This window comes from Haloarcula sp. MBLA0138, from assembly GCF_055632455.1.
In genome coordinates this window covers 1,875,799-1,898,712 of the sequence record NZ_CM145746.1, presented here as the reverse complement: position 1 = coordinate 1,898,712, position 22,914 = coordinate 1,875,799, and the positions used below count along the sequence as shown (strand labels likewise).

At 70.5% G+C, this 22,914-nt stretch carries 27 protein-coding genes; 7 read left to right on the top strand and 20 right to left on the bottom strand.

Annotated elements, in window-relative coordinates:
* Window positions 1-8: 8 nt before the first annotated feature.
* The 3 genes from ACV7JO_RS10110 to ACV7JO_RS10100 all read right to left on the bottom strand — a co-directional run bounded on the left by ACV7JO_RS10110 (window position 9) and on the right by ACV7JO_RS10100 (window position 1,883).
* Window positions 9-554, bottom strand: coding sequence for a cysteine hydrolase family protein (locus tag ACV7JO_RS10110; protein ID WP_470353287.1), 546 nt, complete (start codon window positions 552-554; stop codon window positions 9-11).
* Window positions 547-1,380: a YqcI/YcgG family protein gene (locus ACV7JO_RS10105; protein WP_470353286.1), complete on the bottom strand. Its 834-nt coding sequence runs from the start codon at window positions 1,378-1,380 to the stop codon at window positions 547-549. The genes ACV7JO_RS10110 and ACV7JO_RS10105 overlap by 8 nt, the downstream gene beginning before the upstream one ends.
* Window positions 1,381-1,484: 104 nt before the next feature.
* The gene (locus tag ACV7JO_RS10100) at window positions 1,485-1,883 is read right to left on the bottom strand and encodes a Rieske (2Fe-2S) protein (RefSeq protein ID WP_470353285.1); all 399 of its coding nucleotides are present in this window, start codon (window positions 1,881-1,883) and stop codon (window positions 1,485-1,487) included.
* 106 nt (window positions 1,884-1,989) lie between these two features.
* Here ACV7JO_RS10100 and ACV7JO_RS10095 point away from each other — a divergent pair, with 106 nt between their 5' ends.
* On the top strand, window positions 1,990-2,706 hold the full coding sequence (locus ACV7JO_RS10095) for a phosphoglycerol geranylgeranyltransferase (RefSeq protein WP_470353284.1): 717 nt from the start codon (window positions 1,990-1,992) through the stop codon (window positions 2,704-2,706).
* A gap of 9 nt (window positions 2,707-2,715) precedes the next feature.
* On the opposite strand, the gene ACV7JO_RS10090 is transcribed toward ACV7JO_RS10095, so the two are convergent.
* The 3 genes from ACV7JO_RS10090 to ACV7JO_RS10080 form a co-directional block, all read right to left on the bottom strand.
* Window positions 2,716-4,917, bottom strand: a complete 2,202-nt coding sequence (locus ACV7JO_RS10090; RefSeq protein ID WP_470353283.1) for an amino acid permease — start codon at window positions 4,915-4,917, stop codon at window positions 2,716-2,718.
* Window positions 4,918-4,919: 2 nt separating this feature from the next.
* Complete coding sequence (locus tag ACV7JO_RS10085) at window positions 4,920-5,324, bottom strand: NAD-binding protein (protein ID WP_470353282.1); 405 nt, start codon at window positions 5,322-5,324, stop codon at window positions 4,920-4,922.
* 222 nt (window positions 5,325-5,546) lie between these two features.
* On the bottom strand, window positions 5,547-6,035 hold the full coding sequence (locus tag ACV7JO_RS10080; protein WP_470353281.1) for an Lrp/AsnC family transcriptional regulator: 489 nt from the start codon (window positions 6,033-6,035) through the stop codon (window positions 5,547-5,549).
* Between the two features lie 92 nt (window positions 6,036-6,127).
* On the opposite strand from ACV7JO_RS10080, the gene aspS reads away from it, so the two are divergent.
* On the top strand, window positions 6,128-7,432 hold the full coding sequence (gene aspS / locus ACV7JO_RS10075; RefSeq protein ID WP_470353280.1) for an aspartate--tRNA(Asn) ligase: 1,305 nt from the start codon (window positions 6,128-6,130) through the stop codon (window positions 7,430-7,432).
* 3 nt (window positions 7,433-7,435) lie between these two features.
* Here aspS and ACV7JO_RS10070 read toward each other — a convergent pair whose 3' ends face one another.
* The 6 genes from ACV7JO_RS10070 to ACV7JO_RS10045 form a co-directional block, all read right to left on the bottom strand.
* Complete coding sequence (locus tag ACV7JO_RS10070; RefSeq protein ID WP_470353279.1) at window positions 7,436-8,197, bottom strand: aldo/keto reductase; 762 nt, start codon at window positions 8,195-8,197, stop codon at window positions 7,436-7,438.
* Between the two features lie 37 nt (window positions 8,198-8,234).
* On the bottom strand, window positions 8,235-8,591 hold the full coding sequence (locus tag ACV7JO_RS10065; RefSeq protein ID WP_470353278.1) for a DUF7344 domain-containing protein: 357 nt from the start codon (window positions 8,589-8,591) through the stop codon (window positions 8,235-8,237).
* Window positions 8,592-8,751: 160 nt separating this feature from the next.
* On the bottom strand, window positions 8,752-11,517 hold the full coding sequence (locus ACV7JO_RS10060; RefSeq protein WP_470353277.1) for a PAS domain S-box protein: 2,766 nt from the start codon (window positions 11,515-11,517) through the stop codon (window positions 8,752-8,754).
* 50 nt (window positions 11,518-11,567) lie between these two features.
* On the bottom strand, window positions 11,568-11,831 hold the full coding sequence (locus ACV7JO_RS10055; RefSeq protein ID WP_470353276.1) for a KEOPS complex subunit Pcc1: 264 nt from the start codon (window positions 11,829-11,831) through the stop codon (window positions 11,568-11,570).
* On the bottom strand, window positions 11,828-11,962 hold the full coding sequence (locus ACV7JO_RS10050; RefSeq protein WP_470353275.1) for a DNA-directed RNA polymerase subunit P: 135 nt from the start codon (window positions 11,960-11,962) through the stop codon (window positions 11,828-11,830). The genes ACV7JO_RS10055 and ACV7JO_RS10050 overlap by 4 nt, the downstream gene beginning before the upstream one ends.
* 26 nt (window positions 11,963-11,988) lie before the next feature.
* A complete protein-coding gene (locus ACV7JO_RS10045) occupies window positions 11,989-12,297 on the bottom strand; it encodes a 50S ribosomal protein L37ae (protein WP_470353274.1) in 309 nt (102 codons plus the stop codon).
* 125 nt (window positions 12,298-12,422) lie between these two features.
* On the opposite strand from ACV7JO_RS10045, the gene ACV7JO_RS10040 reads away from it, so the two are divergent.
* On the top strand, window positions 12,423-12,590 hold the full coding sequence (locus tag ACV7JO_RS10040; protein WP_470353273.1) for a hypothetical protein: 168 nt from the start codon (window positions 12,423-12,425) through the stop codon (window positions 12,588-12,590).
* A gap of 33 nt (window positions 12,591-12,623) precedes the next feature.
* Window positions 12,624-13,280 carry a hypothetical protein gene (locus ACV7JO_RS10035; RefSeq protein WP_470353272.1) on the top strand — a complete coding sequence of 219 codons (657 nt, stop codon included), beginning with the start codon at window positions 12,624-12,626 and terminating at the stop codon, window positions 13,278-13,280.
* Here the strand turns inward: ACV7JO_RS10035 and ACV7JO_RS10030 are convergent.
* The 7 genes from ACV7JO_RS10030 to ACV7JO_RS10000 form a co-directional block, all read right to left on the bottom strand.
* Window positions 13,266-13,997 (bottom strand): DUF2103 domain-containing protein, encoded by a 732-nt coding sequence (locus tag ACV7JO_RS10030; protein WP_470353271.1) that lies wholly within the window; start codon window positions 13,995-13,997, stop codon window positions 13,266-13,268. The two genes, ACV7JO_RS10035 and ACV7JO_RS10030, sit on opposite strands and share 15 nt — an antisense overlap.
* 49 nt (window positions 13,998-14,046) lie before the next feature.
* Window positions 14,047-15,426: a tRNA pseudouridine(13) synthase TruD gene (truD, locus tag ACV7JO_RS10025; RefSeq protein WP_470353270.1), complete on the bottom strand. Its 1,380-nt coding sequence runs from the start codon at window positions 15,424-15,426 to the stop codon at window positions 14,047-14,049.
* A gap of 40 nt (window positions 15,427-15,466) precedes the next feature.
* Window positions 15,467-16,813: an MFS transporter gene (locus tag ACV7JO_RS10020; RefSeq protein WP_470353269.1), complete on the bottom strand. Its 1,347-nt coding sequence runs from the start codon at window positions 16,811-16,813 to the stop codon at window positions 15,467-15,469.
* A 100-nt stretch (window positions 16,814-16,913) separates the two neighbouring features.
* The gene (gene psmB, locus ACV7JO_RS10015) at window positions 16,914-17,606 is read right to left on the bottom strand and encodes an archaeal proteasome endopeptidase complex subunit beta (protein WP_470353268.1); all 693 of its coding nucleotides are present in this window, start codon (window positions 17,604-17,606) and stop codon (window positions 16,914-16,916) included.
* Complete coding sequence (gene psmA / locus ACV7JO_RS10010) at window positions 17,606-18,340, bottom strand: archaeal proteasome endopeptidase complex subunit alpha (RefSeq protein ID WP_470353267.1); 735 nt, start codon at window positions 18,338-18,340, stop codon at window positions 17,606-17,608. Before psmA ends, psmB begins: the two co-directional genes overlap by 1 nt.
* 77 nt (window positions 18,341-18,417) lie before the next feature.
* On the bottom strand, window positions 18,418-18,756 hold the full coding sequence (gene pth2, locus ACV7JO_RS10005) for a peptidyl-tRNA hydrolase Pth2 (RefSeq protein WP_470353266.1): 339 nt from the start codon (window positions 18,754-18,756) through the stop codon (window positions 18,418-18,420).
* A 128-nt stretch (window positions 18,757-18,884) separates the two neighbouring features.
* Complete coding sequence (locus ACV7JO_RS10000; protein WP_470353265.1) at window positions 18,885-19,667, bottom strand: BGTF surface domain-containing protein; 783 nt, start codon at window positions 19,665-19,667, stop codon at window positions 18,885-18,887.
* A 194-nt stretch (window positions 19,668-19,861) separates the two neighbouring features.
* On the opposite strand from ACV7JO_RS10000, the gene dcd reads away from it, so the two are divergent.
* From dcd to ACV7JO_RS09985, 3 genes are all read left to right on the top strand, one after another.
* Window positions 19,862-20,449, top strand: coding sequence for a dCTP deaminase (gene dcd / locus ACV7JO_RS09995; RefSeq protein WP_470353264.1), 588 nt, complete (start codon window positions 19,862-19,864; stop codon window positions 20,447-20,449).
* 144 nt (window positions 20,450-20,593) lie between these two features.
* Window positions 20,594-21,490, top strand: a complete 897-nt coding sequence (locus ACV7JO_RS09990) for a thiamine-phosphate synthase family protein (protein ID WP_470353263.1) — start codon at window positions 20,594-20,596, stop codon at window positions 21,488-21,490.
* Window positions 21,487-22,134 carry a class I SAM-dependent methyltransferase gene (locus ACV7JO_RS09985; protein ID WP_470353262.1) on the top strand — a complete coding sequence of 216 codons (648 nt, stop codon included), beginning with the start codon at window positions 21,487-21,489 and terminating at the stop codon, window positions 22,132-22,134. Before ACV7JO_RS09990 ends, ACV7JO_RS09985 begins: the two co-directional genes overlap by 4 nt.
* Here the strand turns inward: ACV7JO_RS09985 and ACV7JO_RS09980 are convergent.
* Window positions 22,131-22,898: a DUF7001 family protein gene (locus ACV7JO_RS09980; protein ID WP_470353261.1), complete on the bottom strand. Its 768-nt coding sequence runs from the start codon at window positions 22,896-22,898 to the stop codon at window positions 22,131-22,133. The two genes, ACV7JO_RS09985 and ACV7JO_RS09980, sit on opposite strands and share 4 nt — an antisense overlap.
* Window positions 22,899-22,914: the final 16 nt, after the last annotated feature.

Below are 22,914 nucleotides of genomic sequence, written 5' to 3'. Positions count from 1 at the left end.
CCCCCCGGCTACAGCAGGTCGGCGGTCCGGACGACGGCCGCGAACTCGCCGCCGAGGTGGGCCAGCGCCGTCCGGTGGACGGTTTCGGGGTCGAACTCCTCGCCGTCGAGGGACCGTCCGAACGTCGCCGTCGCGTCCGCGACGACGGCGACCTCGTAGCCGCGGTTCTCCGCCGTCCGGGCCGTCGTCGAGACGCAGTGGTCGGTCGTCAGCCCGCAGACGACGAGGCGCTCGTGGCCGCGCTCGCGGAGCCACGCGTCGAGGTCGGTGTCGACGAACGGACCGTTGACCCGCTTGACGAACTCCGGTTCGTCACCCTCGGGACCGAACCCGTCGGCGTAGGCGAACCCCGGCCGGTCCCCCCGCAGCGGCGAGTCCGGTTCCGTCGAGTCGTGGCGGACGTGGACGACCGGGCGGTCGGCCCCGCGCCACGCCGCCAGCAGGTCGGTGGCGCGGGCCTCTGCCGCGGGGTTGTTGCGCTCGCCCCACCCGTCGGCGTCGAACCCCCGCTGGAAGTCGACGAGGACGAGGACGGCGTCGGCGTAGTCAGTCATCGCCCCGGACCGCGCCCGTCGTGACGCCGGGGTCGAACGCCGGGTCGAACCGCGGGTGGTCCCGCGTGACGGTCATCGGACACTCGTCGGGGGCCTGTTCCTCGTCCGAGGCGAGCATGTACTGGGGCCACTCGCGGTCGCCCTCGACGCCCCAGTCGCCGAGGTCGGCGTGCGGGCAGACGCCGTCGTAGTCTTCGAGGCGGTCCTGAATCACGTCGCGGGCGTGCTGGCCGGCCTCGGTGTCGGCGGTCACGTCCATCGCCTCGAACAGGGCGCGTGGCTGGAAGGTGATTTCCAGCCCCACCGGACAGTAGCGGCTCTTGCGGTCGTCGTAAAACGGCGCGCGACAGGTCGGGAACATCGGCTCGCCGGCGAAGGAGAACTCCCAGTGGGAGTCGTCGGGGTCGGTCGGGATGTCGGCGGGCCACGGCGCGGGGTCGTGGAGGTGGAGGAACTGGAGGACGTGCCAGAGCGTGTCGTGGTACTCGGCCTCCGAGAGAGGGCGTTCGGGCGGCCGGAAGAAAGTCACCAGCGACGCGCGGTCGCTCCCGTCCCCGTAGCGCCCGACGTACTCGGCGAGCGTGTCACGGAACGACAGCAGGGCGTCGGTGTGGTGCGTCGACGGGACGACCGTGTACAGCGGGTCGCCCCGCTGGACCGACTCGACGCCGAAGAAACAGGGGAACGGCGAGCCGTTGCGCTCGCCCAACAGCCCCTCCCGGAACGTCCGCCAGTGGTCGGCGACCCAGCCCGGGGCGTCGCCGCTCTCGACCCACGTCTCCAGCGTGGACTGTGCCATGAGCGTCCCGACGCGTCCGTCCGTCATTGGCTCCACCTAAGGACCCGGCCGACTATATCCTCCGTGGTTCGTGCAAGCGTACCCGCCACCCGCTTCGGTCGTCGGGTCGCGGTGCCCGCTCGGTGCCGGATTCACAACTGCAGGTGCGAGGTGGAACTCGGCCCGTCGTCGTCGACGCCGCCCTCGTGGTCGAACTCGTAGTCGTCGTCGACGAGAAAGACCGTCCCGTGGCGCTGTGCGACCTCGACGCCGGGCAGCGTCGTCCCGGCGGCCTCGCCGTTGTCGCAGTCGCCCTCGCAGGCGTCGAAAAGCGACCCGTGGCGCGGACATATCAGTTCGCCGTCCCGCATCGGGACGCCCCGGCCGGTGTCGAAGCGCTGGTCCTCGTGCGTACAGCGGTTGACCCACGCCGAGACGCCGTCCTCGCAGGGGACGAGGACGACCTCCTCGGAGTCGCCGTAGGGGTCGGTCGCAGTGAACAGGTACGACCCGTCCTCGTGGACCTGCTCGACCGTCGTGAGTTGCTGCATGGCCGTCCCGTGGGCCGGGACGGACAAAAGCGGTCGGGCGGGGCGCGGCGTCGCGGGAGTTCCCCCTTCCGAAGCGGTTATACGGCCACGCGCAAGTCAGGCAGGTATGAGCGACTGGGCGGACTGGGACCACATCGTGAAGATAGACCCGGACAAGACGTTGGTCGACGGCGAGACCTTCGAGGACGTGGCCGCCACGGGGACCGACGCCATCGAGGTGGGCGGGACCACCGGCATGACCGAGGAGAAGATGGCCCGCGTGGTCGACGCCTGCGGGAAACACGACATCCCGGTCTACATCGAGCCCTCCAACCCCGCGTCGGTCGTCCACAGCGACCGCCACGACGGCTACCTCATCCCGGTCGTGATGAACGCCGGCGACGTGACGTGGGTCACCGGCGCGCACAAGGAGTGGATTCGAATCGACGACGACATCGACTGGTCCCGAACCTTCACCGAGGCCTACATCGTAATGAACCCCGAGGCCTCCGTCGCCACCTACACGCAGGCCGACTGCGACCTCGACGGCGAGGAGGTCGCGGCCTACGCCGAGGCCGCCGAACACCTGCTCGGACAGGAGATAGTCTACGTCGAGTACTCCGGGACGCTGGGCGACACCGACATCGTGGGCGCGGCCGCCGACGCGCTCGACGACGCCACCCTCTTTTACGGCGGCGGCATCCACGACTACGACTCCGCCCGGCGGATGGCGACCCACGCCGACACTATCGTCGTCGGTGACCTCGTCCACGACGAGGGCGTCGCGGCCGTCCGCGAGACCGTCGAGGGCGCACAGGACGCGAAAGCCGAGGCGACGCAGTAACGCCGGCTCTCAGAACGCGAGACGGCGGAGGAGGCGGTCGACCGGACCGGAGTCGTCGTTTCGCGGGTGGACCGATATGGACGGGTTCTCGACGTCCTCGATAGCCGCCGCGGCGGCCCGAGTCCGCGCGGAGCGGCCGGCGGCGAGGCCGTCGCCGAGACCGTGAACGACGAGCGAGTTCCCCGTCCCGGCCGAGAGGACCGACGCGAGGTCGTCCCGGCGCGCGAAGGTACACGTCGCCGGCCCCGCACACAGTTCGAGCAGTTCGTTGTGGTAGGCCCAGAGCGACGCCAGTTCGTCCTCGGAGGGGTCCTCCGGGAGGGGGTAGACGAACCGGATGTCGCTCCCCGTCGCCGCCGCGATGGCGTTCCCGAAGCGGACCTTCAGCGGGTCGTAGGGCCCGTGGGTTGCGACGAGCGTGACCCCGTCGCAGTCGCGTATCTCCCGGGCGTCGACCACGACCGTGTCGCAGTCGGCGGCCGAGCGGACCCGCGAGACGCTGTCGCCGAGCAGTCCGTCGTCGAAGGTGGCGGTGCGGTCGACGAGCAGCAGGTCGGCGTCGAAGTCGTCGACGGCGTTCGCCACCGCCCGCTCGGGGTGGTGGCTGACGAGTTCGCCGTAGACGACCGGAGCGTCGACCTCGCTTGCGAGCCCGTCGGTGCGGCGCTCGAACTCCACGTCGGAGGCCGACTTGACCGACGAGGCGTACGAGAGCGGCGTCTGGTCGGGGACCTCGTCGAACTGGATGACGGTGACCCGTCCGTCGTCGTCACACAGCCACCCGGCCAACTCGACCAGCGTCCGCTCGCGCGCGCCGTCGGAGCCTTCGGGCAACGCGACGAGTACGTCCGTCCCGGACGTGGGTTCGAGCGCGTCCGCGGTCCGGTCGAGCGCGCGCTGGCCGGCCGTCCGGCGGGCCTCCGAGCGGATGGCCCCCTCGCGGGACACCCGCGGGCGGACGTAGAACGCGTACCAGAGCGCGCTCCCGACGAGAATGACGGCCGCGCCGGCGAGCGCGACGGTCCCCATCTGCGTCAGCAGCGCCAGCCCGGTGACGAAGCCGAACACCTGCAGCCACGGGTACAGCGGAGCCTCGAAGGAGGGGTCGTAGTCGGCGTGGTCGCTCTCCCGGAACCCGACGAGCGCGACGTTGATGATGGCGAACACGAGTATCTTGAACGCGCTTGCAAGCTTCGCTATCTCCAGAATCGGGACGAAAGCGATGAGAACCAACATCACGCCGCCGGTGAGCGTGATGGCGTTGGCCGGCGTGGCGAACCGCTGGCTGACGCTCCCGAGGGACGCGGGTGCGAGCCCGTCCCGGCTCATAGCGAACGGGTAGCGCGACGCCGAGAGGACCCCGGCGTTGGCCGTGCTGACGAGCGCCAGTATCGCCGCGAGGACGACCGCGACGACGCCCGCGGTCCCCAGCGCCGCGTCCGCCGCGAGCGCGACGGGGACGTCGGTCGCGCCGAGGTCAGGGAGCGGGACGAGGCCGACGACGACGGCGACGACGAGGACGTACAGCAGGGTCGTAAACCCCAGCGAGCCGAGCATCCCGATGGGGATGACCCGGTCGGGGTCCTCGACCTCCTCGGCGACGCTGGCTATCTTCGTCACGCCGGCGAAGGAGACGAACACCAGCCCCGTGGCGGCGAAGATGCCCTCGACGCCGTAGGCCCAGAGGCCGTCGTAACTCGCCGGGTCGACGGCCGGGCCGCCCCCGACGACGAACCAGCCCATCGCGGCCAGCATCACGCCGACGATGACGACCTGCAACCGCCCGGTCTGCTCGGCTCCGAGTAAGTTCACGAGGACGAGGACGACGGCGAGCGCGAGCGCGACCGGCCGTATCGGGAGGTCGAACAGCAACACCAGATACGGGACGCCCCCGACCAGCGCCAGCGCGCCCTTGAACGACAGCGAGAACCACGTCCCGAGGCCCGCGACAGTGCCCAACAGCGGCCCCATCGACCGCTCGATGTAGACGTACGTCCCGCCGGCTTCGGGCATCGCTGTCGCCATCTCGGCCTTGCTCAGCGCGGCCGGAAGGACCAACACGCCGGCCAGCGCGTAGGCGACGATAATGCCCGCACCGGCGTCCTTGACGGCCAGTGCGGGGAGGATGAAGACGCCGCTCCCGACCATCGCGCCGATGGAGATAGCGATGACTGAGAGGAGTCCGAGGTCCCGTTCGAGGTCTTTCGGCATCGTTAGGCGGACTCGGTCGGCGCGAGAGCGGTTCCCGTCCGCTGGCAGAGCGCGTCGGCGAGAACCGCGCCACCGTCGACGGTGGCGGTCGCCACGCCGTCGAACGCCTCGCGTAACGCCGGGTCCGCGATGAGAACGACGACGGTGTCGATGTCGAACCGCGTGCGGAGGAGTTGGGAGACCAGCAGGGTCTGGCGGTCGGTTTCGAGCGCGACCAGCGCGGCGTCGGCTTCGGCCCCACCGGCCGCCGCCAGCGTCTCGACGCGGGTCACGTCGCCGGACGTGGCCCGGACGCCGTCGGCTCGACCGGCGATTCCGTCGCGGTCGGCGAGGAGTCGAACGTCGGCGTCGGCAGTCAGTTCCGCGGCCGCGGCCGCCACGAGGTGGCTATCGCAGACGACCAACACCGTCGGCGGTCCGCTGTCGCTGTCAAATACGTCTCGGGGTCCGGGTTGAGGAGTCATGATGGGTTCGGGAGCGAATCGGCACGGCGCGGCCGCCGGTGTCACACCGGTGAGCGGGCGCGTGCCGACGTTACCAGTGTGTACATTCCGTAACCGGATAAATCACTAGCTTCTGCTTCTGTTTCAGAAATATATATTGTATATACTTCTGAAACGGCTTTCGATTCAGTTCTCTTCGAGCGGCGCGCCGGGTTCGAACAGGTGGAACGGGCGGGTGTACTCGTTTCGGATGAGGTCCTCGTCGACGACCTCCAGCCCGATGTCGTTGAGTTCGCGCCCAATGCGGCTCAGGTCGTTGCCGTCGGTCCCGACGACCTCGGCGTGGACGTTTTCGGCACCCGTCATCACCTCGCGGATGGCGACGACGCCCGGGACCTCCAGCGCGCGTCTGGCTATCTCCTCGCGCTCGTGGATAGGGGCCGTACAGACGATGAGCGTGTGGAGCTGATAGCCCGCGGCCTCGTAGTCCACGTCCACGTCGTAGCCGCGGATGACGCCGTGCTCTTCGAGCTTGTCGATGCGGTTCCGGACTGTTCGAGCCGACACGTCACAGCGCTCGGCGATCTCGCTGGCGGTGGCGTGTCTGGCGTCCCGCTGGAGCGCGTGGATGATACGGCGGTCCAAGTCGTCGATGGAGACCTCTCCGTCGCCCATACCGACCCGTTGAACGGCAGCCGATACAAACGTTCGTGGTCCGGCTGTGCCGAAAGACTGTCCTTAAGTCCCGGCCACCAGAACGCACGCCTATGGACGACCGCACCTACACCGCGGACGCACAACCGGGCGACACCGTCACCGTCGCCGGCTGGGTCCACGAGATTCGGGACCTCGGCGGCATCGCCTTTCTCATCCTCCGGGACGCCACCGGGAAGATTCAGGTCAAGTTCGAGAAAGACGAGATGGACGACGAGTTGGTCGAGACGGGGCTGGACGTCCACCGCGAGTCCGTCATCGCCGTGACCGGCGACGTGGAGGAGGAGCCACGCGCCCCCACCGGCGTCGAGGTCACGCCCGACTCGCTGGACGTGGTCTCGGAGGCCGACCCCGAACTGCCGCTGGACCCCTCCGGGAAAGTCGACGCCGAACTCCCGACCCGGCTGGACAACCGGACGCTGGACCTCCGCAAAGAGGAGGTCAAGGCCGTCTTCGAGATTCGGGCCGAAGTCCTGCGGTCGGTCCGCGAGGCGTTCCGGTCGCTCGACTGCACCGAGATCAACACGCCGAAGATAGTCGCCACGGGGACCGAGGGCGGCACGGAGCTGTTCCCCATCACGTACTTCGGCCGCGAGGCGTTCATGAACCAGAGCCCGCAGCTGTTCAAGCAGCTGATGGTCGGCTCCGGGCTGGAGCGGGTCTTCGAAATCGGTCCCATCTTCCGCGCCGAGGAGCACAACACCCCTCGGCACCTCAACGAGGCCACCTCTATCGACTTCGAGTCGGCCTTCTTCGACCACACCGAGGCGATGGACGCCTGCGAACACGTCGTCAAGGCCGCCTACGAGGGCGTCGCCGAGAACTGCGAGGCGGAACTCGAAGCGCTTGGCCTCGACGAGACGTTCGAAGCGCCCGACGGCGACTTCCCGCGCCTGACCTATCAGGAGGCCATCGACCGCATCAACGCCACCGGCGAACTCGACGAGCCGCTGGTGTGGGGCGACGACCTCTCGACCGAGGCCGAGCACGTGCTGGGACAGGAGGTCGGCGAACACTACTTCATCACCGACTGGCCCAGCGAGATCAAGCCCTTCTACATCAAGGACCACGACGACGACGAATCGGTCTCGACCGGCTTCGACATGATGCATCCGTCGATGGAACTGGTCTCGGGCGGCCAGCGCGAACACCGCCACGACCACCTCGTCGCGGGGTTCGAACAGCAGGGGCTGGACCCCGAGGCCTTCGAGTACTACACCAAGATGTTCCGCTACGGCATGCCTCCTCACGCCGGGTGGGGACTGGGCGGCGAGCGCCTCGTCATGACGATGCTCGGGCTGGAGAACATCCGCGAGGCCGTCCTCTTCCCGCGTGACCGGCAGCGGCTGAGCCCCTAGGTCCTACTCCGGAAACAGCTCTTCCTCGCGCTCGATGGCCTCGATACGCTCGATTTCGTCGGCGGTCAGTTCGAGGTCGGCGGCCGCGAGGTTCGCGTCGAGGTGCGCGCGCGAGGACGCCTTGGGGACGGTGACGACGGCGTCGTAGCTGGTCACCCACGCGATGCTGACCGCCGCCGGCGTCGTGTCGTGGGCGTCCGCGATGGCCCGGATGGTCGGGTCCTCGAACACCAACCCGCCGGCCAGCGGCGAGTAGGCCACGAGCGGGTAGTCGTGGCGCTGTGCGTCGGTCAAGAGGTCGGGCGACCGGAAGAACGGGTGGAACTCGACTTGGTGGGCGGCGATGTCGTCGAGGTGTTCGCGGGCGGTGGCTACCTGGTCGGCGGTGAAGTTCGAGAGACCGACGTTGCGGGCCAGTCCCGCCTCGCGGACCCGCTCGACCGCGGGCAGCGTCGTCGCCGGGTCGTAGTCGCCCCGCGGGCGGTGGACGTAGAGGAGGTCGACGGCGTCGAGACCGAGGCGGTCGAGACTGGCCTCGGTGCCCGGCCGGACGGCGTCGCCGGCCAGCCTGTCGGTCCAGAGCTTCGTCGCCACGGTCAGGCCCGCGCGGTCTACGTCGGCGGCGGCGACGCCCTCGCCGACGGTGCGCTCGTTCTCGTACACCTGTGCGGTGTCGACGTGTCGGTAGCCGGCCTCGATGGCAGTTCGGACGACTGCGCGGTCGTCGACGCCCATCGTCCCGAGACCGACCGGTGGGAGGTCCATGGAGGGCTGTCAGCGGGGACCGAGTTGGGCGTATCGGTCAGAACTCGTTGCGGTCAGTCACTTCGTCGGCGTGTTCGGCCCACTTCTCGACGGTGGGTGACCCCCAGTACTTCACTGCCTCGCTGCGCGCGTCGAAGTCCAGAAGTCCGATCCGATGGAGTTCCGGCAGATGTGTCTCGGCGAGTGCCGTCGCTATCGCCTCGGCGTCGGTGTCGCTGTCGACGCCGCTGGCGCGACCCCGGCGCGCGACCGCCCCGGCGAGTGTCTCGACGTCGACCGAGTCGTCGTCGCAGGTCGCGAGGTACCGGCAGACAGCACGCCGACGCCAGTCCGACAGCGCGTCGAACACGTCGTCGACCATGGGCGTCGTGAGCCCGCGGTCGTGTGGCGTCATCCCCCGCCATTGGTCGCTCTGTGGACCCGGTGATTGATTACTCATGAGCGGGTAGTATCAATTCCTACCGACTCCATATTCAACGCCGCACCTAGGCGACTAGGCGCGGCTCGCTCCGCGTCCGAGAAAACCCATATCAATTGTCACGAAAGACCACCAGTTACAGGTTCAACAGGCCGTCGAGGAGGTTCCGCTCGCCGCGGCGCAGGTGCTGGTGGAGCGTGGGCGAGGAGATGTCGAGCGTCTCGGCGAGTTGCTCGGCGGTCGTGTCGCGGGGCCACTCGTAGTAGCCCGCGAGATACGCCGTGCGGAGTATCTCCAGTTGCCGGTCTGTCAGTTGCTCGCGGAGGCCCGCCTCGTCGGTCGCCGACGGCGGCGTCCGCTCGCGCTCGCGCTTCGAGGCGAGTTCGAGCCCCGGGACGAGCTCGGAGAGCGCACCCTGAATCGTCCGCGGGTCGGCGTCGGCCGCGGTCTCGACCGCGAACGTCGCGCCGGTCTCGTCGGCAGTGATAGCGACCGGGTGCGCGCCTACGTCGAGCAGGAGCGACTGGAACGTCCGGTCGCGCCGGAGTTCGACGACGCCGCCGTCCTCGCTGCCGCGGACGACCCGGCCGCCGCGGGTGTGGGTCGACGACAGGAACGTCTCGAGAACGGCCGCGGGTGGCGCGCCCTCGATTTCGACGTACTCGAGGTGTGCGTCTCCGATGTCGGTCCCACCGACGACCTCCAGCGTGCAGTCGTGTTCGCGGACCACCGGCAGCAGACAGTTGTCCGCGCTGGCCGTGTGGAAGGTCAGTTCGAGGACCGTGTCGCGTTTCAACAGCCGCCGGTTCTGGACGGCCGCGAACGCGAACCCGGTGGTCTCCCCCAGCACCCTGAAGCTCTCGACGGCGCGGTCGCTGAACGCCGCCGGTTGGTCCGCGTAGACGACGAGGACGGCGTGGACGACGCCGTCGTGGGCCAGTGGCACCGCCGCGACCGACTGGAACCCCTCGGCCAGCGCCGCCTCGCGCCACGGCTCGAAGGCCTCGCTGGCCGCGATGTCCTGCGTGACCTGCACGTCGCCGGTTCGGAACGCCTCGCCGACCGGCCCCCGACCGGTGGGGGTGTCGCCGACGGTGACCGTGACCTCGTCGAGGTAGCTGCCGCCGTCACCGGCCGCGGTCTGTGGCGCTATCCGGTCGCCGCCCTCCCGCTCGCCGACCCACGCGAACCGGTAGAGTTCGGACTCGACGATGCGCTCGCAGACGATTCGCTGGAGTTCCTCGCGGGTCGCCGCGCCGCCGAGGGCGCGGATGACGTCCTGAATGAGGACGCGGACGCGGTCGAGCATCGCCAGTTCGTCGTGCTGGCGTTCGAGTTCGCGCTGGCGCTCTTTCTCCTCGGTGATGTCCTGATGGATGCCGACGGCCCGGACCGGGTCGCCGTCCTCGTCGCGCTCGAACACCTTCCCGAAGTCCCGTATCCACTTCCACTCGCCGGCCTTCGTTCGCATCCGGAAGTCACACTGGTAGCGCTCGATGTCGCCGCCTTTGAGGCGGTCGAGGGCCGCCTCGGCACGGTCGAGGTCCTCGGGGTGGACGAGGTCGGCCCACGTCTCGTAGCAGTGGTCCAGTTCGTCGACCGAGTAGCCGAGCATGCCCGTCCAGCGCTCGTCGAACCGCACGTCGCCGGTCCCGGGCCGCCAGTCCCAGACGCCGAGTTCCGCGCCCTCGACGGCCATCTCCAGTCGCTCCTTGACCGCCCGGAGTTCGCGCTGGCGCTCGCGGCGCTCGGTGATGTCCCGGACGACGCCCATCAGTCCCCGGTACTGGCCCGCTTCGTCCCGAATCAGGGTGTAGTGGATGGACATCTCGCGCTCTTCGCCGTCGCGTCGCCGGAAGGTGAGGTCGACGGTCGTGCTCTGCTCGTTCCCCCGGTCGAGTAGCTGCTGGATTGTTCGCTGGCCTTTCGTCAGTTCGCCGGGGGCGAGTACCTCGGAGGCGTGCATGCCGCGGACGGTCTCGGGGTCGTATCCGAGGTTGTCCGCGAACGACTCGTTGCAGAAGTCGATGACGCCGCGCTCGTTGAGCGTGTACAGGCCGTCCTGCGCGCGCTCGACGAGCAGTTCGAGCAGTGCTGTCCGGGCCTCCCGGCGGGCGCGCTCGGTCACGTCTTCGAGCAGCGTCAGGGCCAGCCCGTTGGCCGCCGCGGGGAGGTCGTATTCCCGGCACAGTAGGTAGCGGTCCCGTCCGCCGGGCGTGACGCGGACGGTTGCGGTCTCCGTCGGGCCGTCACACAGGCGGGCGAGCGTCGCGTCCCTGTCGGCGGTGTCGGGCAGGACCGCCGCGAAGAACTCCCGCAGCGTCGCCGGGTCACCGATGTCGGCTGTCGGGACTAGCGAGGCGAGCGGGTCGCTCGCCCAGACGACGGTGCCGTCCTCGGCCGTCAGAACCGCGACCGCGTCGTCAGCGCCGGTCTCGATGTCCGACAGCGCCGCGCTCAACGCGTACTCGCTGCGGTCGTCGGACCGCCGGGCGACGCTGCCGACCTTCTCGGCGAGGAACTCGGCGTGGGCTGCGTTCGGCCCCTTCTCGACGACCGTGGTCGCCCGGTCGACGAGCGCGCCGTCGAGCGCTGACGGGTCCCGCTCGGTGAACAGGACGACTGGAGCGTCGACGACGTCGACCAACCGCGCCGCGCCGTCGAGGCCGGCCGGGTCGACCACGAGACACGCGAACGAGCCGTCGGCGGCGTGGGACAGCGCGGCCTCGACGCCGGCGGCGGCGGTGACCTCGAACCTGTCGCCCCGGTCGGCGAGCGTCGACTGCGTCGTCGACCGGTCGGCAGCGTCCGCGTCGACGTAGAGGACGGCGTCCGGAGCGCTGGCGGCTGGTCCGCTGCCCGTACTCGACAGAAGGTTCGTGTCTGGCTCGCGCTGGGTCATCGGAGAGAGGCAGTTCGGGGGATGCTGCCTGCAACGAGACGCGCTTGCAGTTATAAATCTTCTGGCCACGCTCCGACCGACGCGTCGGCGTCCTCCGCGACGCCGACCAGCGTCAGCCACGTGTTCAGCCCGGCCCGCAGCGCCGCGAGGTCCGTCGCCTCGACGCGGACCTCGACGGTCGCGCCGTCGCGGTCGAGCGCCGCCGTCGTCCGCCCGCTGCCTATCGCCCCGACCTCGGGCCGGACGCTGCGCTCGACCCGGCGAGCCTGCTCGGCGTCGTCGAAGACGAACGTCAGAACGGCGTCGTCGCTCACTCGACGTCTATCTCTTTGACGTCGGGTGCGCGCTCTTTCAGCAGGACGCGGTGACCGCAGTACGGACAGCGGACGCCGCCGTACTCGTCGAGCGTCACGTCACGCTTACAGCGAGAACACTTGTAGCTCATATGTAGACTGTGTGGGTGGAGCCGCTTTACTCCTCGTCTTCGGCCAGCGCGGCGCGGATGGATCGGCGAACGGTCTTACCACCGGGGGTCTCGGGCTTGTAGCTGCCGCCGGCGAACGTGTAGTCGCAGTAGCCACACTGCCAGATGCCGGTGCCCTGTCGCTCGACCCGCTTCTCCCCGCAGTTCGGGCAGGCGTGGTCGTCGTTCATCTCGCTCTCGATCTCGTTGACCCGGCGGCGCGCGACGCGACCGTACCGAGCGCCGAATCGGCCGGCGCTCCCGGTTCGTCCCTTCTGTTCGGCCATAGTGGTCATTCGTCCGCCGAGCGGGCACATAAGCCCTTCGAGACGGCGACCGGCAGACACACAGGCTTAACTGTCCGAACGGTGAAGCGGCGGGTGCTATCGACGAGGTACTCGAAGTCGTCGACCTCATCGCTGATTCCGGGTTCGAGGGAATCGTGACGTGGGTGCTGCGACTCGTCGGCCTCGTCGTCCTGTTGGGCGGGCTCGGCCTCTGGCTGTTGACGGACATGGGCCTGCTCGTCGTGCCGGCGCTGCTCATCGTCGCCGGACTGGTCCTGCTCGCCGCCCCGAGCGTGCTCCTGTTCCTCGCGGAACTGGCCTAGAGCCATTAGGGCCGGCTGCGAACCGGCCACACGATGGCGGCGACCGACGGCGTCAGAGCGCGCTTAGAGCGGGCCGCGCCGGCGACCACCGGACGGCTCTCGGAACGCGACACGCTCCGAGCGGGGGCGCTGGCCGGCACTGTCGGCTGGGGCGGCACGCAGGTCCTCGCGTGGGCCGCCCCGCCGGCGGCGGCGTGGCTCGCGGCGGGCCTGTGGGTGCTGCTGGCTACGGCGTTCGCCGGTGCGGTCGTCCGGCACGGCCCCGAGGCGCTCCGCTTTTCGGACGCGATGCTGGCGTGGGGCGCGGTCAACGGGGCTGCGATGGGGCTCACCGCCGGCGGGCTGGTCGGTGTCGTCCCCGAACGCCTCGCCTTCTGGGAGTCGTGGGCGGCCGCCGCGGCGCTTGGCTACTGCTGGACCGGCGGGCTGTTGGAGCGCGCCGGTTTCCCCGGTCGGGGGCGGGGCTATCTCTACGCGGGCGTGGTCTCGCTGGCGGCGCTGGCGGCCGGCACGGCCCGTCCCGAACTCGTCGAGCCGGCCGCGTTCCTCCTGCTAGGTGTCCTCCACGCCACCCCGCTCGCGCTGGACGCGGGGACGCGGCTCCCGGCGCTGGCACGGGGCGGGGTGGTGCTGGCGCTCGCGGTCGGCGTCGTCGGTGCCGGCGCGGCCACGTCGCTACTCCCTCTGTAGCTCGGCCTCGCGGAGCGCGTCGTTGAGGTCCGTGCGGACGTGCTCGCCAAGTTCCCGGTCGCCGGCGGTCGTGACGACGCGGTTCTCCTGCACGCTGGAGCCGTCCCGGATGAGCAAGCGGACGTTGCCGTTGCCGTCGGCCCGCGTCGCCTTCGCGCGGACGCCGGTCCGGGAGCCGGACCCCCCGGCGTCGATGGGGCCGGGGATGACCTTCTTGACGTGGGGGTGGCCCGCCACCGTCTGGATGGCGCGCTGGCCCGCCCGGTCGCCGATGAGCGTCGTGTGGCTCCCGCCGAGTTTTTCGGCCGGTGGGGCGTCGACGACTTCGAGAGCGGGTTCGCCACGGCGGTCGATGACCCGCTGGACGGGGTCCTCGCCCTCGACGCGGAAGAACTCGTTGTGCAGCTGCGCCCGCACCGCGGCGATGACCTCGCGGTCACCGGTGACGTACACCTCTTCGGGGCGCTTGCGCCGCACCTCGTCGGCCACCAACCCGGCGAAGTTCCGGAGTTCGACGACGGCCGCCTCGCTGCTGCCCTCGCCCTCCGGGGTCGTGGTGACCGTCCGCCGGCCCACGACCGACTCCTCGAACACGCAGGTCACCGTCGCGCGCTCGCGGCCCAGTTCAAGCACCACGGCGTCGACGTTGGCAGTGTGACAGACCAGACAGTAGTCGCCCGGTCGGTCCAGCGGCGCGGCGCACTGCCGGCAGTCCATGGCTGGACGTAGCGGCTCTCGGCGGCATAAGCCGGACGGTTCGGCGGCGTCAGGCCTCCGGGTCGCCCTTGCGGAACTCCCGGAGGACGACCGTCGCGTAGCTCCCCTTCGGGAGCGCGAACGCGACGGTGAGGTCGTCGCCGTCCCGGGCTATTTCGAGGTCCGTCCGCAGGAGGAGGGCCCGGCGGGTCCCCTCGCTGTGGAACTCGCCGGGCAGGTCGAAGTCGTCCGGTTCGAGGCCGACCGCCGACAACACCGACCGCTCGATGTCGCCGGGTTCGCCGTCGGCCAGTTCCGTCTCGGTCCCCACAAGCGGCGCGGTGACGAACGCCCGGCCGCGCTCGCAGTGGCGCTCGACGGTGCGCAGGCGCGCGTCGTCGACCCGCTGGGTCCGGTCGGGGTCGGGCAGCGCGAAGCCCTCGGGGGCGTCCGCGTCGGCGAAACACACCACGTCGCCCGCGACCGGTCGGTTGAAGGGGAGACCGCGCTCCAGTCGCTCCGAGAGGATTCTGTTGAAGACGTACGACTGCGCGGCGTTGACGAACAGCGTCTGGAGGTTCGAGGGGAGGGTTTCGAGCGCCCCCCGGAACGCCGCCGGGCCGTCGCCGTGCTCGGCGAGGTGGTGACAGATGGACCGCTCGTAGCCCAGCGCCCGCGGCAGGCGGTCCAGCGCGCCGGCCCAGTCGCGGGTCTCCTCGACGTAGGTGCGGGCCTCGCGGGTCGCGGCCGGCTCGCGCCCGCTGGGATTGCCCACGTAGGCGAGAACGGCGTCCTCCCACGAGCCGCGGGCGATTGCGAGGCCGACCTCGTGGGTGACCGGGCGACGGGAGCCAAAGCGCTGCTGGCCGAAGTAGTTGGGGACGCCGACGGTCACCGCGTCGTCGGGGAGGGGGCCGTCCGCGGGCGCGTCGTCGCCCGTCGGCGCGCCGTCGCCGGCGGCGAACGCGCGGAGGTCCCGCAGGACTGCCCCGGCGTTGTCCGGACGGTCGGCGTCGCGGACGGTAATCTCGAAGCGGTTGCCAGCGAGGTCGCCGAACAGGACCGGGCGGCCGGCCCGGCCGAGCGGGTCCAGCGCCGCGTCGGACAGTTCCGGCAGGGCGGCGGCGTCGATTCCCTTCACCGAGAACAGCTGTGTCGTGACCGCGTGCTTGTCCTTCGTGCCGGCCCACGAGACGCGCTCGCGGGAGATGCCCAGCCGGTCCGAGAGTGCGCTCGCGAAGTCGTTGGTGTCCCAGCCCCGCAGTTCGGCCCGGAAGACGAGGTGGGGGTACGCGCCGGTGTCCGCGTCGAGCGGTTCGACGCCGAACGCCTCTATCTCGGTGACGCGGAAGTCCTCGGGGGCGACCTTCAGGCGGCCACCCACCCCGTCGGTGTCGCTGACGTAGTGGTCCATGCCGACCGCCTGCTCTATGGGGTGGGCCTCGCGCATTGGCCGACTGTTCGGCCGCCGGGGCTTCAGTGTGGCGCTGTCAGGCGTAAGCCTCGAACTCCCGGCCGAACACGAGGAAGTAGACGACGCCGGCGAGGCCGACGACGGTGGCGACGCCGAAGGCCAACTGCGGGCCGGCCCGGAGCGCCACTGGTCCGAGCGGGAGGGTCCACGAACTCCCGTAGAGCCACCCCCCGAGGGCGGCGCTGGGGATGACGACGGTGTTGCGGACGAGGTAGTAGGTCCCGGTCACCCGGCCGCCGGCGTCCCGCTCGGCGGGGCCGACGATGAGCGCCTTGTGCGAGGGCAGGCCGGCGAAGCGAAGCCCCGAGTACGCGAAGAGGGCGACGAGTACCCACTGGTCGGCCGGGGCCGCCACCAGCGCCAGCGGGAAGAGGGCGTACACCGAGAAGCCAAGCGCCACGACGGGCTTGAGACCGACGCGCTCGGCGAGTTTCGAGACGGGGACCATCGAGACGACGGCGACGGCCATCTCGACGCCCAGCAGGAGCCCGAAGAAGGCGTCGGGGCGAAGTGAGAGGCCGAACCCCGAGAAGCCGACCGCGAGGAACTCCGTGACGACGATGACGAAGAAGACGTACACCATCCCGTTGGCGAACCGGACCAGCGTGTCCGCGACCAACAGCGGGCGCAGGGTCGCGGGCATCGCCCGAAGGTCGGCGACGACCTGCGAGATACCTTCGAAGGACTTTCCGAGCGAGTCCTCGCCGGCGTCGTAGAGGACGTGCTGGGCGACGGTGGCGACCGCCCCGCAGGCGACGGCGACCAGCAGGACCCGCCCGAACCCCTCGACGAACGTCGCCGTGACCGCGAGCAGGGCGGCGGCGGCCAGCGGCCCGAGGAGGAAGCCCAGCCGGCGGAACACCTCCGTACTCGCAAAGCCCATCGCCAGCCGCTCGGGCGGGACGCTCTGTTTGACGATGGCGAAGGTCGCCCCCAGCCCGAAGGACTTCCACGCCTGCGCGAGGAAGAGTCCGACGAACACCAGCCCCCACGCCGGCACCGTCACCGGACCGAGGGCGAAGTCGCCGACGACGGCCGCGAGATACCAGACGCCGAAGCCGACGGTGGCGAGCGTGGCGAAGGCCGTCAGCGCCAGCCGCGAGCCGACCCGGTCCGAGAGCGCGCCGCCGGGGTAGGGGTAGACGGCGCTGACGAGGTTCCCGACGCTACCGTACAGACCGATGACGCCCGCACTGGCCCCGAGGACGCGCATGTACTCCGGGACGTAGCGGCTGGTCATCTGGAAGGCGAGGCTGAACGCCAGCATCGACAGCGACAACACCAGCACGTCCCGTTCGAGCGCGAAGAACTGCCGGAACGCGTCCACAACGTCGACCCGGCCGTCGGTGTCGTCGGTCGCCATAGCCCTCGCTATCCGCGAGAGCCACTTATAGCCTCGAAAACCGGCACGGAGTTCGCTACGGAGCGGTATAGAGAGCTACGGAGGTCAGCGGCCGAACCGCTCAGGCCGCGGACTCGTAGTCGTCGAACCGGTCGATGTCGACGCCGTCGTCGGTGACCTCGGCGAGGACGACGCCGTTGCCCGACCCGGTGTCGCGCTCGGCGGCGGCCTCGACGGCGCTGATAGCCAGCGAGCGCGCCGCTTCGAGGCTCATCTCGGGGTCGTACTCGCCCTCGATGGTGCCGGTGGCGACCATCGTCCCGGAGCCGGTGACGGTGTAGTCGTCCTGCAGGACGCCCCCGGCCGGGTCGACGCTGTAGACGTGGCTGCCCTCCTCGTCGACCCCGCCGATGATGGGATTGATGGCGAAGTAGGGGCCGCCGCGGGCGAAGTTGCCCGCCAGCGTCGCCAGCGCGTGAATCGAGAGGGGTTCGTCCCGCCGGACCTCGTAGAGGTCGGACTCGGCCCGCAGCGAACGGATGAACGACTGCGCGCCGCCGACGCTGCCCACGAGGGTCATCGCGGCCGTCGGGTGAATCTGCTCGACCTTCTGGACGTTCTTGTTCGAGACGAAGCGGCCCCCCAGCGAGGCGCGTCGGTCCGTCGCGATGAGGACGCCCTCGTCGGTGGCGAGGCCGACGGTCGTGGTGCCGGTCTTGGCGACGTTGTCTTCCTCGCGGCCGTCGCGCTCGTTGGGGAGCGAGCCGACCTGCGGTTCGTAGGCGTCGGTGAGCCGGTCGTCGGGGTCGAACATCACTGCTCACCTCCGAGTTCGAACTCGGCGAGGCGGTCCGCGATGTCGTCCTCCGAGAGCTTGCTGAACTGCTCGGACTCGACGTCGATGGTGGCGATGTCGACGCCCGTGGCGTCGAGACCGTCGTCGTTGACCGACTCGAGAGCGCGCAGCGCCAGTTCGACGCCGGCTTCGAGGTCGACCCCGTCCTCGTACTCGTCTTCGAGGAACTGCTGGATGTCATCGCGGTTGCCGCCGATGGCGACGGCCTGCCACTCGTAGGGCGTCCCCGAGGGATCCGTCTCGAAGAGGCGTGGTTCGCCGTCCTCGATGCCGCCGACCAGCAGCGCGACGCCGAACGGGCGCGCGCCGCCGGTCTGGGTGTACTGCTGGATGTAGTCGGTGACCTCCTTGGTCAGCGACTCGACGGAGGCCGGCTCGTCGTAGCGCAGGCGGTTGACCTGTGCCTGCCGGCGCGCCACGTCGATGAGTTGGCGGGCGTCGGCGACGTGGCCGGCGCTGGCGACGCCGACGTGACCGTCTATCTCGTGTATCTTCTCGATGCTGTCGCGCTCGATGAGCGGCGACCGCGCGTGGCGGTCGGCGGCGAGAACGACGCCGTCGTCCGTGCGGACGCCGACGCTGGCGGTGCCGCGCTTGACGGCCTCGCGCGCGTACTCGACCTGATAGAGGCGGCCGTCCGGCGAGAAGATGGTTATCCCGCGGTCGTACGCCTGTTGTTCGTTGCCTTGCATGATGTGTGCTCTCTGTTGTTCACCTGAGGTTAGGTACGGTTATATATAACCCTTTTCCGGGTTTGCGCCCGCTGCCCTCAGTACAGCGAGAGGTCGCCGGTGACGCGGTCCACCAGTTCCTCCTCGGCGGGACCGACCGCGAGCGCGGTGGCCGTGCCCGAGTCGAGTTCGGTGTGGCCGGCGTCCCTGACGACGGCATGCGGCAGGCCCTCGCGCTCGGCGGCGTCGGCGAGTTCGAACAGGTCGGACTCGCCGGCGGCCCCGAGGACGACCTTCTTCTGCCCGCCGCCCTTCCAAGCGGTGCGGGCCCGCCGGTCGGCGTCCTCGTACGCCGACAGCGACGCGTGGGCGACTTGGGCGGCGAGTTTGCCCTCGCTCATCCCGATGTCGGCCCGCGCGACGATGGCCTGCTTCATACTCCTGTATGGCAACCCGTACTTAAGCCCTCGTCGGAGTCCCCGCCCGGTTGCACGTACCACAGGGCACTTACGCCATGGGTGCGGGCGCAGGCCGGACCGACGCGGGGCGAGCGGGGCGGCCTGCGTCACTCCACGCGGGCCGGGGCCGCGGCCAGCCGCTCGCCGTCCCGGCGTGCGGCGACAGTGAAGTTCGTCCCCGACGCGACGCTCTCGAAGCCCATCGTCACGGCGAAGGTGCCGTCGTCGCGCACTGTCGCCGTCCGCTGACGGAGGAACGGGTTACTCGAGTCGCTGCTGCGCGCGCGGACGACATCGGTTCCGGGCTCGCGGTCCGTCTCGCCCCGGACGGTCTGGTTCGGGGCGTCGGCGACAGTGAGTCGGTCGCCGTCGAAGACGAAGTGCGTGGGTGACGCCGAGGCGTCGTCGCCGCCGCCGGCGACGTGTCGTATCCGCACGGTCCGGTTCGTGAGTTCCGCACCGTCGGCGCGGACCGTCACGGTCGCCGTCGCGTTCCCGCCGACGCTCGAGAGGTCGACGACCGCTTCGAATCGACCGTCCGCGCCGACCGTCGCCTCGCGCTGGACGAGGAAGGGGTTGGCCGCGTCGGTGCTGCGCAGTCGGACCGTCAGCGTCGTCCCGGCCTCGCGGTCCGTGACGCCCCGGACGGTCTCGTTCCTCGTGGTCCGGAGCACCAGCGAGTCGTTTCGCGGGAGCAGGACCGTCTCGGTCACCGTGTCGGCGGGGGTGGCGGTGCCGTCCGCGGCAGGCGCGTCGGCCCCGGCGGGCGCGTCGGTCCCGGCGGGCGCGTCAGACTGCCCGGAGAGCGCGGGGACGGCGACGGCGGCCCCGACGAGCAGGAGCGCCCCGACCGCGACGGCGGCGACCACGGCGCGCCGTCGACCGTTCATCCGGCCCTCCCGCGGTCGCGGTGGGCTGTCGGTTCGGTGCGGGCCGTGCGCCGCGTGGCGCGTGGGCGGCTCGGTGGCACACTTCCGGCTTGGTCGGGGGCGGAAAAACCCCCGACGGATGCTAAAATCTCGCATTGAACGGTTCCGGCGGCGAGGCGGGACGCTTTAGGCACGCCGCGCCGGTACGTCGGGTAATGATACTCTCCGACGCGGACATCCTGCGCCGGCTGGAGGAGGGGGACCTCGTCGTCGAGCCACTCGACGACCCCGACATCCAGATTCAGCCCGCCAGCGTCGACCTCCGGCTCGGCCGGGAGTTCCTCGAGTTCCAGCACGCCAACATCCCCTGCATCCACCCCAACGCGGAGGAGGAGGTGGCCGACTACGTCGAGGAGCGAACCGTCGACGAGGACGGCGAGTACATCCTCCACCCCGGCGACTTCGTGCTGGGGACGACCCACGAGCGCGTCGGGATTCCCGACGACCTCATCGCCCACGTCGAGGGACGCTCGTCGCTGGGCCGTCTCGCCATCGTGGTCCACGCCACGGCGGGGCTGTGCGACCCGGGGTTCTCGGGGCGCATCACGCTCGAACTCTCCAACCTCGGCACCGCGCCCGTCGCGCTCACGCCGGGCATGCGCATCTCACAGCTCACCTTCACGGAGCTAAAGACGCCCGCCGACAGACCCTACGGGACCGAGCGCGGCTCGAAGTATCAGGGCCAGACGGGGCCGCAGGCGTCGAAGATACAGGGTGATAGAGAGTTCGGAGGCGACCAATGACCGACGCTCGTGTCGGTCGGCTGTCGGCGAGAAGCGATGTGGAGTTCGGAGGCGACCAATGAGAGCCGACGCACGCGGCTTCGTGGTCGTGTCTCGGCTCCGGACGAGTGAGTTCGGAGGCGACCAATGACCGGGGGAGCGTAGATGCGCTTCGTCGAGGAGATAGTCGTCGACGAGTTCCTGCCGACGTTCCGGTCGCTGCTGGCAGAGGCGCTGCGCGAGCGGGGGCTGACCCAGTCCGAGGTGGCGGACCTGCTGGGCATCAGCCAGAGCGCCGTCTCGAAGTACGCCCACGGGGACGTCGAGCGCAACGACGCGCTGCTCGACCACCGGGGGATGACCGAACTGGTCGAGCGGCTGGCCGACGGGCTGGCGTCGGGCGAGACGAGTCCGGTGCAGGCCCTCGTCGAGGCCGAGGTGTTCGTCCGCGAACTCGAACAGGGGGGCGTGCTCGCACAGCTCCACGAGGAGGCGGTGCCGGAACTGGCCGACTACGAGGGGGAGTTCGCCATCCACGACCCGGACTCGTCGCTGCGGGACGCCGAGCAGACCCTCTCGTCGGTCCGCCGGGGCCTGCGCGTTCTGGAGAACACGAGCGGATTCGCCACGCTCATCCCCGCGGTCGGGTCGAACCTCGTCCAGAGTCTGGCCGGCGGCGAGGACATCGAGGACGTGGCGGCGGTCCCCGGGCGCATCCTCGACGTGAAGGGGCGAGCGACCATCCCCGCCGAACCGGAGTTCGGCGTCAGCGAGCACGTGGCGTCGCTGCTGCTGGCGTCGCGGGCGGCCGGCAGCGACGCGCGGGCGGCGCTGAACGTCCGCTACGGCGAGGAGGTGCTGTCGGCCGTCGAGGCCGCGGGGCTGGCGGCCGTCGAGTTCGACGCCGAAGCGGATCTCGAACCGGCTGTCGAGGCGGCGCTCGCCGATACCTCGGAGGCGGACGCGCTCTACCAGACCGGCGGGATGGGCATCGAGCCGGTCGTCTACCTGCTCGGGCCGGACGCCGCCACGGTGGCCGAGCGGGTCCGCGACTTGCTGTGAGCGGGACGGCCGCGTTCTACGACCGCTGGGCGACCGTCTACGACCGGCTGGCGTCGCTGCCCGGCGTCCGGTCGTGGCGCGCCCGGGCGACCGACGCGCTCGACCTCGCTCCGGGCGCGACGGTGGTCGAGATGGGGTGTGGCACCGGCGCGAACGTCCCGCTCCTCCGGGCGCGCGTCGGGCTGTCGGGGACCGTCGTCGGCGTCGACCTGACCCGCGGGATGCTCGACCGGGCGCGCGAGCGCCCCGAGCGCGTCGGCCCGGGCGTCCACTACGTCCGCGGGGACGCGAGTCGGCCGCCGGTCCGCGGTGCCGACGCCGTGCTGGCGACGTTCGTCGCGGGCGTCTTCGACGACCCTGCGGCGGCCGTCGACGCGTGGTGTGACGCCGTCGCCCCCGGCGGGCGGGTCGCGCTGTTGAACTTCCAGCGCAGCGACCGCGCCGTCGCGGCCCCGCTGAACCTCGCGTTCGAGGCGTTCGTCCGACTCTCTGCGCCCGGGGCACGGCTCTCGCGGCGGTCCCACGCGGCGGCCTTCGAGCGGCGGGTGCGGTTGGCCCGCGAACGGCTCGCGGTGCGGACGGTCGACCGCCGCTACGAGACGTTCGCGGGCGGCTACCTCGGGCTGGTGTCGGGGCGGGTCTAGTCGGGGCGGTACCGCTCGGCGTGGGCGGGGCAGAACTCGGGGTCGCGCAGTTGCGCCGCCACGACGCCGGGCTGGCGGTGCGGATTGGCGAGCCGACAGCGCTCGTCGTCGCAGAAGGCCTCGCCCGTCTCGACGTAGTGGTACGCCTGCAGGACGTAGCCAGAAAGCGCCTCGGTCGTCCGTGAGTCGTCGGCGACCAGAAAGTCGCCCTCGACCTGCCTTTCGAGGACCTCGCGGGGCGGCGCGTCGCCCGACAGCAGCGCGTGTTTCTGCTGTTCCTTGTAGTACTGCTCGGGCTTGGCGGGCGCTTCGTACAGCCCGGGCACGGAGACCAGCGCGGGCTGGCCGAGGACGTTCACGCGCTTGTGCCAGCGGCCGTCGTGGTCGCCCCACGTCCCGACCACGCGGTCCAGCAGGGGGACGTGGAGGTGGTCGAGCGACCGCCGGTCGTCGGGGAGTCGCTCGTGGAGGGTCCGCTGGACCGCCTGCCCGTCGTAGACGACGCCGCCGGCCCGCTCGGGGTGTTCTATCGCTCGCTCCTCGTAGCGGACGATACCGAGCATCGTGTTGCCCGTCTCGCGCTCGGTGGGGTCTAACACGCGGGCGGCCGCCATCGCCTCGGGGAGGTCGTCGTCGGCGGACGACGAGAGGAATCGGTCCCGGACCCGAACCGCGGCGCCGACGCGCTCGCGGAGCCAGTCGGCCAGCGCGTCGGCGTCGGCGGCCGTCGTCGGCGCGCGGTAGAGCGTGACCTCGTCGACCATACCAGTCAGTGGTATG